Annotated in this window: 11 protein-coding genes; 2 read left to right on the top strand and 9 right to left on the bottom strand. The window is 71.0% G+C overall.

Features of this window, described 5'->3' with window-relative positions; all coding sequences use genetic code 11:
• Positions 1–56: 56 nt before the first annotated feature.
• Entirely contained in the window at positions 57–1,811 is a 1,755-nt protein-coding gene (locus J2N69_RS08570) for a glycoside hydrolase family 35 protein (RefSeq protein ID WP_230900201.1), read from the top strand.
• Positions 1,812–1,838: 27 nt separating this feature from the next.
• On the opposite strand, the gene J2N69_RS08575 is transcribed toward J2N69_RS08570, so the two are convergent.
• Complete coding sequence (locus tag J2N69_RS08575; protein WP_230900202.1) at positions 1,839–4,934, bottom strand: endo-alpha-N-acetylgalactosaminidase family protein; 3,096 nt, start codon at positions 4,932–4,934, stop codon at positions 1,839–1,841.
• A gap of 151 nt (positions 4,935–5,085) precedes the next feature.
• Positions 5,086–5,883 carry a S1 family peptidase gene (locus J2N69_RS08580; protein ID WP_230900203.1) on the bottom strand — a complete coding sequence of 266 codons (798 nt, stop codon included), beginning with the start codon at positions 5,881–5,883 and terminating at the stop codon, positions 5,086–5,088.
• 249 nt (positions 5,884–6,132) lie between these two features.
• Here J2N69_RS08580 and J2N69_RS08585 point away from each other — a divergent pair, with 249 nt between their 5' ends.
• Positions 6,133–7,026, top strand: coding sequence for a hypothetical protein (locus J2N69_RS08585; protein ID WP_127912903.1), 894 nt, complete (start codon positions 6,133–6,135; stop codon positions 7,024–7,026).
• Between the two features lie 7 nt (positions 7,027–7,033).
• On the opposite strand, the gene J2N69_RS08590 is transcribed toward J2N69_RS08585, so the two are convergent.
• The 7 genes from J2N69_RS08590 to J2N69_RS08620 all read right to left on the bottom strand — a co-directional run bounded on the left by J2N69_RS08590 (position 7,034) and on the right by J2N69_RS08620 (position 14,394).
• Positions 7,034–7,885, bottom strand: a complete 852-nt coding sequence (locus J2N69_RS08590) for a pentapeptide repeat-containing protein (protein WP_230900204.1) — start codon at positions 7,883–7,885, stop codon at positions 7,034–7,036.
• A gap of 116 nt (positions 7,886–8,001) precedes the next feature.
• Positions 8,002–9,612: a DEAD/DEAH box helicase gene (locus J2N69_RS08595; RefSeq protein ID WP_230900205.1), complete on the bottom strand. Its 1,611-nt coding sequence runs from the start codon at positions 9,610–9,612 to the stop codon at positions 8,002–8,004.
• 145 nt (positions 9,613–9,757) lie between these two features.
• Complete coding sequence (locus J2N69_RS08600; protein WP_030362889.1) at positions 9,758–9,961, bottom strand: cold-shock protein; 204 nt, start codon at positions 9,959–9,961, stop codon at positions 9,758–9,760.
• Between the two features lie 314 nt (positions 9,962–10,275).
• On the bottom strand, positions 10,276–11,028 hold the full coding sequence (locus tag J2N69_RS08605) for a VWA domain-containing protein (RefSeq protein WP_230900206.1): 753 nt from the start codon (positions 11,026–11,028) through the stop codon (positions 10,276–10,278).
• Positions 11,029–11,156: 128 nt separating this feature from the next.
• Positions 11,157–12,011 (bottom strand): carbohydrate ABC transporter permease, encoded by an 855-nt coding sequence (locus tag J2N69_RS08610; RefSeq protein ID WP_230900207.1) that lies wholly within the window; start codon positions 12,009–12,011, stop codon positions 11,157–11,159.
• Complete coding sequence (locus J2N69_RS08615; RefSeq protein WP_230900208.1) at positions 12,008–13,027, bottom strand: carbohydrate ABC transporter permease; 1,020 nt, start codon at positions 13,025–13,027, stop codon at positions 12,008–12,010. The genes J2N69_RS08610 and J2N69_RS08615 overlap by 4 nt, the downstream gene beginning before the upstream one ends.
• Positions 13,028–13,092: 65 nt before the next feature.
• On the bottom strand, positions 13,093–14,394 hold the full coding sequence (locus J2N69_RS08620; RefSeq protein WP_230900209.1) for a sugar ABC transporter substrate-binding protein: 1,302 nt from the start codon (positions 14,392–14,394) through the stop codon (positions 13,093–13,095).
• Positions 14,395–14,396 lie beyond the last annotated feature (2 nt).

A 14,396-nucleotide genomic window follows, 5' to 3' on the forward strand; every position in this document is an offset into this window, starting at 1 on the left:
CCCCGCCGCCCGCCAGAGGTGATCGTGGGCGGGCGGCGGGTGAGCGGAAGGACGCGATGGACGGGTTCGGGGTCGGCGAGGACGAGTTCGAGGTGGACGGGCGGCCGGTGCGTCTGCTCTCCGGCGCGCTGCACTACTTCCGGGTGCACGAGGAGCAGTGGGGGCACCGCCTGAAGATGCTGCGGGCGATGGGGCTCAACTGCGTGGAGACATACGCCCCGTGGAACCTGCACGAGCCGCGGCCCGGCGTGTTCCGTGACGTGGAGGCGCTCGGCCGTTTCCTGGACGCGGCGCACGCGGCGGGCCTGTGGGCGATCGTGCGGCCGGGCCCGTACATCTGCGCGGAGTGGGAGAACGGCGGGCTGCCGCACTGGCTGACGGGTCCGCTCGGGGCACGCGCGCGTACCCGTGACGGGGAGTATCTGGCGCATGTGGAGCGCTGGTTCCACCGGTTGCTGCGGGAGGTCGTGCCGCGTCAGCACGGCGGCGCGGACGGCGGTCCCGTGATCATGGTGCAGGTCGAGAACGAGTACGGGAGCTACGGCTCGGACCAGGTGTACCTGCGCCGTCTGGCCGACCTGCTGCGCGGCGAGGGTGTGCGGGTGCCGCTGTTCACCTCGGACGGGCCCGAGGACCACATGCTGACCGGCGGTTCGCTCCCCGGAGTCCTGGCGACGGCCAACTTCGGCTCGGCGGCGCGCTCCGGGTTCGGGACGCTGCGGGCGCACCGCTCCAAGGGTCCGTTGATGTGCATGGAGTTCTGGTGCGGCTGGTTCGACCACTGGGGCGCGGATCATGTCGTACGGGACGCCGACGACGCGGCGGCGGCGCTGCGGGAGATCCTGGAGTGCGGGGCGTCGGTGAACCTGTACATGGCGCACGGCGGTACGAACTTCGCGGGTTGGGCGGGGGCCAACCGGGGTGGCGCGCTGCACGACGGGCCGCTGGAGCCGGACGTCACGTCGTACGACTATGACGCGCCCATCGACGAGTACGGCCGCCCCACGGCGAAGTTCTGGCGCTTCCGCGAGGTCCTGGCCCCGTACGCGAGCGGGCCCCTGCCCGAGCCGCCCCCGCCCCTGCCCGTGCTCGGCTCCCCCGCCACGGCGGCGCTCCGGGAGTGGGCTCCGCTGGGCACGGTCCTGGAGTGCCTCGGCACCCCGGAGTCCGAACACGCCGTGCCGCCCACCTTCGAGGAGCTGGACGTGGACCGGGGTCTGGTGCGTTACGCGCTGACGGTGCCGGGCCCGCGCGGGCCCTACCCGTTGCGGGTGCGCGGGCTGCGGGACCTGGCGGTGGTGTACGTGGACGGGGAGCGGGCCGGGGTCCTGACGGAGGACGAGCCCGTGCTGGAGTCCCCGGTGGCGGGGCACGCGCGCGTGGAGCTGTGGGTGGAGTCGCTGGGGCGGGTCAACTACGGGCCGCGCTCGGGTGAGTCCAAGGGCATCTGCGGGGGTGTCCTGCACGAGCGGCAGTATCTGCACGGGGTGCGGGCGCGGGGGCTGCGGCTCGACGCGTTCGACGGGGCGTCGGCGGTGCGGCAGGTGCCGGTGGCCGGTGCCGGGGAAGGGCGGCCTGGCCTGTACCGGGGCACGGTCGAGGTCGCCGGCCCCGGTGACGCCACCCTCGCGCTGCCCGGCTGGACGCGGGGTTTCGTCTGGGTCAACGGCTTCAACCTGGGCCGGTACTGGTCCCGCGGCCCGCAGCGGTCGCTGTACGTGCCGGGGCCGGTGCTGCGCGAGGGCGGGAACGAGGTGTGGGTGCTGGAGCTGGAGGGGGCGGCCCCGGAGGCCACGGTCACGCTGTCCTGAGACCCGCGTGGGGCCGCCCTCGCCCGCTCAGTCCTCGGTCACGGAGGTCACCTGGAAGGCGTCGAGCACGAACTCGGCCTCGCCGTCGTCGCCGGTCTTGCGCAGGCCCACCCAGGCCTCGCCGTCGGCGGGGGCGGTGAACTCGTAGGCGAGCGTGGTGGGTTCGGTGGCGACGGGGAGTTCCTTGCGGTCCGTCTCGCGGGGTGCGGGTTCGTCGACGGCGGTGATCCAGGCGTACTGGCCCGCCTTCTCGTTCTCGTACCGGAAGGAGACGCGGTAGCGCCTGCCGGGTGTGAAGCGGACGGTGTGCGGCATTGTGCGGTACACGAGGCCGGTGTTCTCGCCGCGTGACTTCAGGGAGTTGCCGCCGTCGATGACGTCGTCGACGGCCTTCCCGTTCCAGCCGCGCTGTGTGTACGGGGCGTGGCGCTGGGCGATGTGGGTGCGCGGGTCGGTGGCGCCCCCCGCGTCGCCCTTCACGAAGGGGCCCCAGCCCTGCGGGACGTGCTCGAAGTCCTCGTGGACGAGGGTGCCGCGGGGCCGCTTCGGCACAGGGTGGGCCGCGACCACCCGTACGTTGTCGAAGCGCACGCGCGCGTGGCCCGCCGCGGCGCGCAGCGTCAGCTCGGCGGTGCCGCCGCCCTCGGGGACGGTGAAGCGGGTGAACATGCGCTGGAAGCGGGTGCCGTGCTTGCGGTCGGCGGCGACGTAGTTGGTGGCGGTGGAGGTCTTGGTGTGGTTGGCGGCGGTGACGCCGTCGGCGGTGCGCACCTCCAGGGACGCCGTGCGCCGCTCCCCCGCCCGCTCGCCGACCTCGACCTGCACGGACGCCACGTACGCACCGGCCTTGAGGCGGGCGAGGCGCTGTCCGACGGAGGCGGCGCCGCCCGCGCCGATGACCAGTTCGTAGTCGCCGAGGGCGCTGCGCTGCACGGTGGCGGGCCCGCTGACCCGCCATCCCTTCAGGGAGCCGGAGTGGAAGCCCGGGTCGTGCAGCGGTGTGCCCTGGCCCCACTTCGGGTCGGGCAGGGCGGCGGCGCGCTCGCGGTAGAGGACGTAGGGCTGCTTCGGCTCGGCGTTAAGGGTGACCTTGCCGCCGCGCACGGGGACGTATGACGCGAAGACCCTGCCCTGGTCGGTGAGCCGGTACAGGGCGACGCGGGAGCGGCCCGCCCACGCGCGCGGGAGGCGCCAGGTGCTGGTTCCGCCGGAGGGGTTGTAGTGGTAGAGCTTGGCGGGATCGGTGGCCTTGCGGGGCTCCCAGGGCAGGAGGTAGCGGCCCGCTTCGTAGACGACGCGTCCGTCGGTGGTGATGCGCCGCTTGCCTTCGTGGGCGTCGGAGACGGTGGTCCGGGTGGGGCCGAGGAAGGTGATCTCGTGCTCGTCCCATGTCTTGATGGGGTAGGCCTGGAGGTACTTGGCGGGCAGGGAGTGGGTCCAGATGAGGTCGTAGAAGGCGTGCCAGTCGGTTTTGCCGATCCAGCCGGTGAAGTTGCCCATGCGGGCGATGCTGAGGAGGGTCGGCCACTTGTCGGCGAAGACGTCCTTCTGGTGGTTGCGGACGAAGCGGATCAGGCGGGAGTTGATGCCGCGTGAGGTGTCGCCGCCGTAGTCGGTCTCGGTGGCCCAGTGCGACCAGACCGCCGAGCGTTCGAAGCCGTGGCCCCATTCGGTGGTGATGGTCCAGCCCTGGTCGCGCAGGGCCCGCTGGAGGCGGTCGGAGGTCCAGCCGGACTCGCGGAAGACGTCGATGTAGAGGGTGTTGAGGGCCGGGTCGGTCTCGGCGCGCAGGTCGGCGAAGCGCCGGATGATGTCTCCGGAGACCAGGTCGCGGCGCTGGTCGATGCGGTAGCTCTGGTCGAGCCAGTCCCACTGCTTGTTGTTCTTGTCGACGAGTTTCTCGGAGAAGGCGCGGGCGACGGGGTAGGACTCGGTGGCGTTGACGTGCACGCCGAAGTCGCTGTGCCACTTCCTGCCCTCGTGGACGAGGGTGTTGAGGTCGTCGAGGCCGCCCGCGCGGGTGTTGTGGTTGCCCGCGTAGTCGGGGTGGGCGGAGTCGTGGCCTTCGGACTGGTAGCCCTTGAGGAGGGTGTACTGGCGCAGGCCGTCGGTGGCGAGGTGGATGCGCTTGACGTCGTCGAGGGTGGCGAGGAAGGGGTTGGTGGCCTGGGAGGCGAAGTTGAAGGGGATGTGCGGGATGACCCGCAGGTGCTGTTCGTCGGCGCCGAGCGGGGTGACCATGATGTCGCGGAAGGCGATCGCGGCGTCCTGCCAGTCGACCTTGCCGTCGCCGTTGCGGTCGCCGGTGATGACGACGGTGGCGTAGGGCAGGGGTTCGGTGGCGGCCACGGGCGCGGTCGCGGCCCGGTGGGTCCACTGTCCCGGGGTCAGCCGCACCTCAACGCGGCCGCCGGTCCTGACCGTCTCGTGCCACAGCCGGCCGTTGTCCCAGGTGGTCCCGGCCGCGCTGGTGGGCTTGTCGTAGACGGTGTTCGTCTCGATGGCGCCGCCGAGCCGGTCGTGGGCGACGACGGCGTACGCGCAGCCGGTGGCCGCCGCGGCGGGCGTGTCCTTCTCCGGCCGGATCAGGGTGTCGCCACTCTTGGCCTTGTCGAGCTGCACCTTGGCGGCCAGGAGGGCGGCGCCGGGCTGGTCGTCGCCTACGGCGAGCAGGGTGAGGCCGGGGATGCGCAGGGTGCCGACGCGCAGGGCGTCCGTGTCGGCGATCCGCGTGACGCGCCAGTGGACGTGGCGTCCCTCGACGGCGATCTCGACGTCGATGCGGGTGCCGCCCTCGAAGGCGAGTGCGTACGTGATGCGGGCGTCGTGCGCCGAGGCGGTCACCTGGGGGGTGTGCGCGGTCTCGTCGATCAGGACCGTGGTGGCGGTGTCCGTGGCTCCGTGCAGGACGGCGCCGCTCGCGCGGTCGGTGTACGCGATGACGTGCGGGAAAGCGGTGGCGACGCGTACGTCCAACTGGCGTGAGCGCAGGGTCACTTCGGGCGACGCAGGTGTTGCGGCGTACGCGGCCGGGCCCGCTTTGAGGGCGGCTCCCACCCCGGCGAGCGCACCGGTGGCGACGACGGCTCTGCGGCTCGGCCCTGACCTGTCTGACGGCGGCATGCGGCACCCCTCCACGGGACGGAATCGGTGCCGATCACGATGCGCCGGGGTGTGCGGGGGCGCCTATGGACAAAGCGGGGACAGGTGTTGGACTTAGCTGCGGATGGCGGGGCGCCCGGGCCCGGGCGCCCCGCACCGGGTCAGCGGGACGTCACAGACCCGCCGCCGCCTTCTCTATGTCCGCGGCGAACGTCGACACCTCGGTGTAGACGCCGGGGAACTTCGGCCGGGCGCAGCCGTTGCCCCAGCTGACTATGCCGACCTGTATGAACGCGCCGGCCTCGTCCTTGCGGAACATGGGGCCGCCGGAGTCGCCCTGGCAGGTGTCGATGCCGCCCTGGGCGAGGTTGCCCGCGCAGATCTCCTCACCGGGCGTGAGGTCGGCGCCGTACGCGGCCTTGCAGTCGGCGTCGCTGACGAACGGGACGGTCGCCTTGAGGAGGTAGCGCTGCTGGGCGCCGCCTTCCCGGTCGGCGCCCCAGCCCGCCACGGTGAAGTCGCCCTTGTTGTACCTGGTGTCCTTGGCGATCTTCAGCGTGGGCAGGTCGATGGGCTTGGCCAGCTTGATGAGCGCCCAGTCCTTGCCCTTGCCGTTGTAGCCGGGGGCCTGGAGGACCTTGGTGGACTTCACCTTGATCGCGGCGGAGCTCCGGAGGTCCACGACGCCGGCGGTGGCGGTGATGCTGGTGTTGTTGCCGGAGCCGTCGACGCAGTGGGCCGCGGTCAGCACGATGTTCTTGGCGTACAGGGAGCCGCCGCAGCCCATCGACAGACGGACCATGAACGGGAACTCACCCTGCTTGGCGGGGGTCCCTCCGACGACACGCTCGCCCGGCTGGGGACCCGGGGCGGGGGCGGCGGACGCGGCCACGGGCTGCAGGCTCAGGGCGGCGAGCGCGATCGTGCCGAGGGTGGCGGCTCTCTTGACTCCACGCAGCTTGGTCTTCAATTGTCTGCCCTTCGTGGGGGGTTGATGAGGGGAGCGCGCGCGAGGGCAGGCCCTTGCCGCCCGTTTCGACCGCCCGGATGGCATGAGCCCGACAAAGCGTTGCTGCGGATTATGGAGATCGGTGTCCGCTCAGGACAAGGGGCGGTTTCCGGCCATCGCTCGCCGTGCGGTCCGCTCCCGGTGCCCGCGGCCCGCTTACAGTGGAGCCGGGTTCCACTGTCCCGATGGCTGACATCAGGGGGTACGGACATGACGGTCGGCGGCGGCCCTGTCGTGCACGGCTACCCCCACCTGGAGACCGTGCGCGCCGCCCTCACCGCGCTGTACCGACGCCTCTCGTACGACACCGTTCGCACCTTCGACACCAGCGTCGCCCCCGCCGACGTGGCCTTCGGCGACCAGGACGACCTGCACCTGGGGGTGCAGCGGGTGGCCCGCGAGATGGTGCGGCACCTGCGCCTGCCCGACGCCCGCGTGATCGTCAGCTTCCGCGGGATGGAACACGCCGCGAACGTCGAACTGACCGCGGGGCCCGAGTACTTCATCGAGCTGAACGACCGCTTCCGCACCCACCGGCGCGACATCGGCGCGGCCCTCGCCCACGAGGTCATGCACGTGTACCTGCACCGGCTCGACCTGTCGTTCCCCGGCACCCGCGACAACGAGATCCTCACCGACACCGCCGCCGCGTACCTCGGCGCCGGCTGGCTGCTGCTTGACGCCTACCGCGAGGACGGCGTCTCCTCGCAGAAGCTCGGCTATCTCACCCCGGAGGAGTTCGGCTACGTCCTCGCCAAGCGGGCGCTGGCCTTCGGCGAGGCGCCGGAGACGTGGTTCACCAGCGCCCAGGCGTACACGGCGTACACCAAGGGCCTCGCCCAGGCCCGCCGCGACGAGCAGCAGCCGCCGCTGACGGCCGCCGGATGGGCCGGCAGGCGGCGGTACGCGAAGGACCGGCGGTACGCACGCGAGCACGGGACGGGCCCCGGGGACGGGACGTACGCGTTCTCCTCCGACGGGCTCGGGGCGCTGCGGGTGTCGTTCCCCTGCCCCACCTGCCTCCAGCGGATTCGGGTGCCGGCGCGGGGACGGGTACGGGCGCGGTGCGCGCTGTGCCGCACGGTCCTGGAGTGCGACGCCTAGCCGTGGCTCAGGGCGCGGACCAGTGGCCGGGGCGGGTGAGCGTGCCGGGGAGCTTCGTGCGGGCGTCTCCCCGGGCGGCGTTCACCTGCGTCTGCGTCAGGAAGAGCGCGCCGGTGAGATCGGCGCCCCGCAGGTCCGCGTCGCGCAGGTCGGCGCCGATCAGGTCGGCCGTCCTCAGGTCGGCGTCGCGCAGGTCGGCGGCGATGAGGTAGGCGCCGCGCAGGTTCGCGCCCCTGAGGTCGGCGCCCTTGAGCCGGGCGCCGAAGAGGTCCGCCCCTCGGCGGTCCTTCTTCTTGCCGCCGACGCCCTTGCGCACGAGTTCGCTGGTGCGCAGGAGGAGGACGTTGACGTCCTGGCGGTGCGCCGCGACGTCGGTCCCGGTGATGGCCTCGGGGGTGCCCTGGGCCAGCTCCTCGGTCCGGGCGAGGCACGTGCGCAGGTCGGAGCGGATCGGCTTGGTCTGCGGCAGTGTGAGCGCCTCGGTCAGGTACCAGAGGAGTTCGTGGAGTTGCCGCATGACCGGGAAGACCTCGAACATCTGCTGGGCGGTGGCCGGGTCCGAGCGCCAGTCGCGGCCGCCGAAGGTGTCCTGCGAGACGTGCTGGCCCGCGCCGAAGCAGTCGTACACGGTGCAGCCCCGGTAGCCCTCGGCCGGAAGCTCGCGGTGGATGCCGCAGCGGAAGTCCGCCTGGAGGTTGCCGCACGGCTTGCCCGCGGCCTTGTTCCGCGCGAAGTCGGAGGACGCGGAGAAGGCGAGGGCCACACAGCAGAGGCCGAAGCAGTTGCCGCAGTCGGCACGCAGGGCGGCGCGGTCGTCCTGCAACAGGGGCAACGCGACGCGTTCGCGCTCCGGTGGCATCGGGCGGGCTCCTTGAGAACTTCCTCGTACGGTACGGCTCACCATTGTCCCGCAGGGCTTCGGGCCGAACGGCGGGGGTGGGGAGACCGGGGACGGGCCCTGGCCTCCCCGGGGTGTCACGCCGCGCTGCGGCGGCCTCCCTGGGCGCCGCCACCGGAGCGGCCGCGGCGTGCGCGCCCCGCCCCGGCCCCGCCCCCGGCGGAACCGGCACCGTCACGGGACGGACCGCCCTGCCCCTGCCGGGGCACCCTGCGCTGCTGTCCGCCCTGCCCGGAGGCCGCGCCGCCCCCGCCACCGCCGCCGCGCGGCCGGCGGCGGCGCTGCGAGGTCTGGGCGGGCTGCTGCGGCTGCGGCGTCTCGATGACCACCGGCACGCCGGAGGGCTCCCGGGCGCCGGTGATGCGGACCAGTTCCTCGTCGGAGGAGGTGATCCGCGCCGTGCGGGGGTTGATCTCGGCGTCGGACATCAGCCGCGTCATCTCCCGCTTCTCCTCGGGGAGCACGAGGGTGACGACGCTGCCGGACTCGCCCGCCCGCGCGGTGCGCCCGCCGCGGTGGAGGTAGTCCTTGTGGTCGGCCGGCGGGTCGATGTTCACGACCAGGTCGAGGTCGTCGACGTGGATGCCGCGCGCCGCCACGTTCGTCGCGATCAACGCGGTGACCTGGCCGGTCTTGAACTGGTCCAGCGTGCGGTTGCGCTGCGGCTGCGAGCGGCCGCCGTGCAGGCCGGAGGCGCGGACGCCGTTGGCGAGGAGCCGCTTGGTGAAGCGGTCCACGGCGCGCTTGGTGTCCAGGAACATGATCACGCGGCCCTCGCGGGCCGCGATCCGCATGGCGACGGCCTTCTTGTCCGTCTCGTCGGCGACGTAGAGGACGTGGTGCTCCATCGTCGTGACCGCGCCCGCGGACGGGTCGACGGAGTGCACGACGGGGTCGCTCAGGAACATCCGGACGAGCCGGTCGATGTTCTTGTCCAGCGTCGCCGAGAACAGCATGGTCTGGCCGCCCTGCTCGACCTGCTTGAGCAGCGCCGTGACCTGCGGCATGAAGCCCATGTCGGCCATCTGGTCGGCCTCGTCGAGGACCGTGACGCGCACCCGTGAGAGGTCGCAGTCGCCGCGCTCGATCAGGTCCTTGAGGCGGCCGGGGGTGGCGACCAGGACCTCGGCGCCGCGGCGCAGCGTGCCCGACTGCTTGGTGATCGACATGCCGCCGACGACGGTGGCCATGCGGAGGTTCACCGACGTCGCGTACGGCGTGAGGGAGTCCGTGACCTGCTGGGCCAGCTCGCGGGTGGGGACGAGGACCATGGCGAGCGGCGACTTCGGCTCGGCGCGGTGCCCGGCGGTGCGGGCCAGCAGCGCGAGGCCGAAGGCGAGGGTCTTGCCGGAGCCGGTGCGGCCGCGGCCGAGGATGTCGCGTCCCGCGAGGGAGTTGGGGAGGGTCGCGGCCTGGATCGGGAAGGGCTCGGTGACGCCCTGGGCGGCCAGCGTCTTCAGCAGGGCCTCGGGCATGTCCAGGTCACCGAAGGCCTCGACGGCGGGCAGCGCGGGCGTGAGGCTCTCGGGCAGTGCGAACTCGCCGCCCTGCGCCGGCTTCGGCTTACGGCTTCCGGGCTTCTTCGCGGAATGTGCGGAGCCCTTCGCCTGGCCGGCCGGCCTGCCCTTTCCTGCTGCGTTCGCGGGCCGCTTGCGGGCGGGTCGTGCCGGGCCTTCGGAGCGGTTCATGCAGTAATGCCTTCCTGGTCGCTGGACTTTCCGGACCTCTGAGCCTGGGGGCGGCTCGTGGGCCCGTAGGGCCCGATGACAGCGCAAGCCGAGGCCCGCACCTTCCGGTGCGGGCCTCGGCTGTGAGGTTCGCGCGCTGCGACGATCAGGCAGGAACGATGTTCTCGGCCTGCAGGCCCTTCTGGCCCTGGGTCACCTCGAAGGAAACCTTCTGGCCCTCGAGGAGCTCACGGAAGCCCGAGGACGCGATGTTGGAGTAGTGGGCGAAGACGTCGGGGCCGCCGCCGTCCTGCTCGATGAAGCCGAAGCCCTTTTCCGAATTGAACCACTTAACGGTGCCGGTTGCCATGTCAATCTCCTCAACAGGGGCAGTGAATGGAGAATCGCGGAATTGCCAATCTCCAGCGCTGCAATGACCCCCATACCGGAGAGAACCGGAAAAACAATAATGCGCCCTCGGAGCATTCCCGTCAGGCGCACATAAAGTCCATGGGTACCAAAACTGCAACACGTCAACTTTAACACGTCTGGCGGAGTCGTTGTTCCCGGGCCGGGGAGACCTGCGCCACCCGCCCCCCTGCCCCCCTGCCCCCCTGCCCCCTGGCGAGGACTCCGCCATGTCCCGCGCCGACGCCTTGAGCGAGCTGACCGACGCCGACCTCGCTAGGCCGCGATCCCGGCCGCCCGGGCCGCCGCGAGCCATGCCGGGAACTCCCCCACCAGCCGGTCGTACAGCTCCTCGTCCGGCAGGTCCAGCGGGTCGTTCCCGGCGTGGAAGAAGCCCGCGTTGTCGACCGGGCGCTTGGCCGGCACGGCCAGTTCGTCGAGCTTGCGCAGATAGTCGAACTGCTTGCTCGTCGGATCGCCGAAGCCGATGAACTGCCAGAACAGGGGCAGTCTCGCCGCCTTGCACAGGTAGCGCTCGGCGGCGAGTCTGTTGATCGGTCCGCCGTCGGTCTGGAAGATCACCAGGGCGGGCGGGGCGGAGCCGCCGTCGGCGTGGTCGACGTAATGGTCGATGACGGCGTCCATCGCCAGGTGGTAGCTGGTCTTCCCCATGTGCCCGAGCCCGGCCACGATCGCGTCGATCCGGCCGCGGTGGTCGTCGAGCGCGATCTCCGTCACCGCGTCGACCTCCGTGGAGAAGAAGACGGTGGGCACGGTCCCGTCGTCGTCGAGGTGCGCGCAGAGGCCGAGCACCCGGTCCGCGAGGGCCTGGACGCTGCCGTCCCGGTAGTACGGCCGCATGGACCCCGAGTAGTCGACGACGAGGTAGACCGCCGCGCGGGCGCCCTGAAGGCCGTGTTTGCGCAGGGACACCCCGGCGCTCTGGTAGAGGCTGACGAGCGCGGGCGCCGACTCCTCCACCTTGCGCAGACTGATCGCGGAACCCCTGCCGGTCGTCGTCGAGTCCATGCGCCGCTCCGTTCTCCCCGGCGGACCGCCACCGCGGCGGCCCGCAGCGGCCGAGGGTACGCGCCCGCTCCCTTCTGCCTTGGCCCTCGAACGCCTCCCCGAGTACTGCCCCTGGGCGGCCTGCGCGCTCAGCCCTTGACCGCGCCCGCGGCCAGGCCCGAGCCCAGCTTCCGGTGGACGATCACGAAGAAGATCATCACCGGTAGCGTGACCAGCGTGGAGCTGGCCATGACCGGGCCCCAGGACGTCGAGTTCTCCCCGAAGAACTGGTAGATGCCGACGGCCGCCGTGTACTTGTCGCTGCCCTTCATGAAGGTGTACGCGAAGACGAACTCGTTCCACGCCGTGATGAACGCGAAGATCGACGTGGCGACGAGCCCCGGCGCGACCAGCGGCAGCAGCACGGACCAGAACATGCGCGGCCAGGACGCCCCGTCGATGTACGCGGCCTCCTCGACCTCCTTGGGGACGGTGGCGACGAAGCCGCGCAGCGTCCAGATGGCGAAGGGAAGCGAGAGGGCGATGTAGACGATGCTCAGCCCCAGCAGGGAGTTGAGCATCTCGTAGTCCCGCATCTGGATGAAGAGCGGGATGACCAGCGCCTCCAGCGGCACCATCTGCACGATCAGGATCATGATCAGTACGGAGGTGCGGAAGCGGAACTTGAAGCGGGCCACCGCGATGGCCGCGAAGAGCGACAGCAGCGCGGCGGCGGCGATCGTGGCGAGGCCGACGAGCGCCGAGTTCAGCAGGTACGTGCCGAAGTTGCCCTTGTCGAAGACGAACTCGAAGTGTTCGAGGCTGAGGCCGCTGGGCAGCACGTCCGAGCCGCGGGTGAGCGCCTTCGGGTCGAGGGCGGTGGAGATCATCCAGTAGACGGGGAAGAGAGTGAAGACGAGGAGCGCGGCGACGGCGACCGGCAGGCCGACGCGGCTCGCGAGGGTGGTGCGGGTGTGCGTGCGGGTACGGGTGCGGGCGGTCACAGTTCCTCCTCCCCTTGCCGGAAGAGCGTACGGATGTAGACGACGGTGATGATCAGCAGCAGCACGGTGAGCAGCACCGCGGCGGCGGCGCCCGCGCCGTAGTCGTTCTTGGCGAACGCCTCGATGTAGGAGTAGACGCCGAGGTTGTAGACCTCGGGGTTGGAGCCGTCGCCGCCCGGCATCAGGTAGATCTGGGTGAAGACCTTGAAGTCCCAGATGGTGGAGAGGATGGTCACCACCAGGAAGACCGGCTTGATCGTCGGCACGGTGATGTTCCAGAACCGCTGCCAGGCGTTGGCGCCGTCCAGCTCCCCCGCCTCGTACAGCTCCTTGGGGATCGTCATGAGTCCCGCGAGGACGGTGATGGCGACGAACGGGAAGCCGTGGTGGATGACGTTGAGGGTGGCGATGGCGTAGAACGGGCCGCGCTCGGTGAACCAGTTGGTGGTCTCCGGGTCGATCAGGCCGACCGATCCGGCGAGCTGGCTGACCATGCCGTCCTGCGGCTGGAAGAGCCAGATCCATACGTACGTTCCCGTCACCGCGGGCATGGCCCAGGCGGCGAGGATCGCGATCGAGCAGATCAGCCGCCAGGTCGGTCCGAGGCGGTTGAGGAGCAGCGCCACGAGCGTGCCGAGGGCGACGGTCAGGCCGACGCAGGCGACGGCGAAGAAGACGGTGTTGGGCAGGACGGTCCGCCACAGCAGGTCGCTGCCGAGCAGGTCGCTGTAGTGGTCGAAGCCGGTGAACGTCCCTACGCCGCCGCCGAATTTGACCTCGTAGTCCTGGAGGGAGAGCTTGCCGACCTGGATCAGCGGCCAGAGCAGGAGCCCCGCGAGGACGAGGAGGGAGGGGGTGAGGAGGAGCCAGGGGCGGGTGAGGGTGACCCATTTCTTGCGGCGGCGGGCGGCCTCGGCGCCGCCGTCGGACCCCGCGGGGTCGCGGCGGACCGTGGCCTCGGGTCCGCCGCCGCCCTCGCCGACGAGCGTGTCCTTCACGACAGTCGCGTCCTTCACAGTCGCGCGTCCTTACCAGTCGTGTCTTTTCCGGCCGTGCCTTTCACGGTGCCGGGCCGCCTTCGTCACTTGTCCTTGGCGAAGATCGCGTCCATGTCCTCGGCGGCCTTGTCGGCCGCTTCTTGGACGGACGCCTTGCCGGTGAGGATCGACTGGACCATGCGCGGGATGACCTTGGAGGCCTGGATCTCGCCGTACGCCTTGGTCTTGGGGACCGTGGCGCCGGCCTCCAGCATCTGCGTGGCGAACGGCTCGACCAGCGGGTCCTTCTTCGCCGCGATCTTCTCCAGCTCGGAGTTCTGGCCGGGGAAGTAGTTCGTCTGCTCGGCCCACTTGGCGGCGAACTGACCGGTGGTGAGCATCTTCACGAACTCCCAGGCGAGTTCCTTCTTGTCCGTGTTGAACGTGGACAGGTAGGAGCCGCCGAGGAAGGACTTGCTCATGCCGCCGTTCTCGCCCGGGAGCGGCACGGCGCCGAGCTTGCCCTTGACGGACGGGTTCTTGTCGACGATCGCCTTCGGGGTCCAGTTGCCGCCGATGGACATCCCGATCTCGCTCTTGTTCCAGGCCTCGCCGACCTCCTTCTCCGTCCAGGTGCTGACCTTGGCCGGGGAGACCTTGTCCTTGGTGGCGAGGCCCGTGTAGAACTCGATGCCCTTGACGGCCTCGGGCGAGTTGATGCCGGACTTCCACTTCCCGCCGGACTCGGTGGCCAGTTCGCCGCCCGCGCCCCACACGAAGGGGGCCGCGAACATCTCGGCGCCGCCCGCCACCGGGAAGGCGACCAGGTTCGGCTCCTTCTCCTTGAGCGTCTTCGCGGCCGTCCGCAGCTCCTGCCACGTGGTCGGGGGCTTGATGTCGTGCTTGGCGAAGAGGTCCTTGCGGTAGACGAGCGAGCGGACGCCCGCGTACCAGGGCATGCCGTACTGCTTGCCGTCGAGCGTGCCCGCGTCCTTCAGGCCCTCGACCAGGTCGTCGCCGAGCCGCGACTTCTTCACCTCGTCGGTGACGTCGACGAGCGCGTCGGTCTCGGCGAACTGCGGCACCCAGGTCGTGCCGACCTCGGCCACGTCGGGCACCTGGTCCTCGCCGCCCTCGATGGCGGTGGTGAACTTCTTCTGGGCGGTGGCCCACTGCTGGTACTCGACCTTGATCTTGGCGCCGGTCTTCTTCTCGAAGGCGTCCCCGGCCTCCTTGAAGAAGGGCCGCGCGTCGGGGTTGGTCCCCTCCATGATCCACACGGTGAGGGTCTTGCCCTTGCCGTCGGTGGCCTTGCCGCCGTCGTCACCGTCGTCGCCGCCGCATGCCGTGGCGGTCAGTCCGAGACTCATGGCGACAGCAACAGCCGCGATGACACGTCGCTTCATGC

The sequence above is a fragment of the Streptomyces huasconensis genome, assembly GCF_021028635.1.
Classification (GTDB): domain Bacteria; phylum Actinomycetota; class Actinomycetes; order Streptomycetales; family Streptomycetaceae; genus Streptomyces; species Streptomyces huasconensis.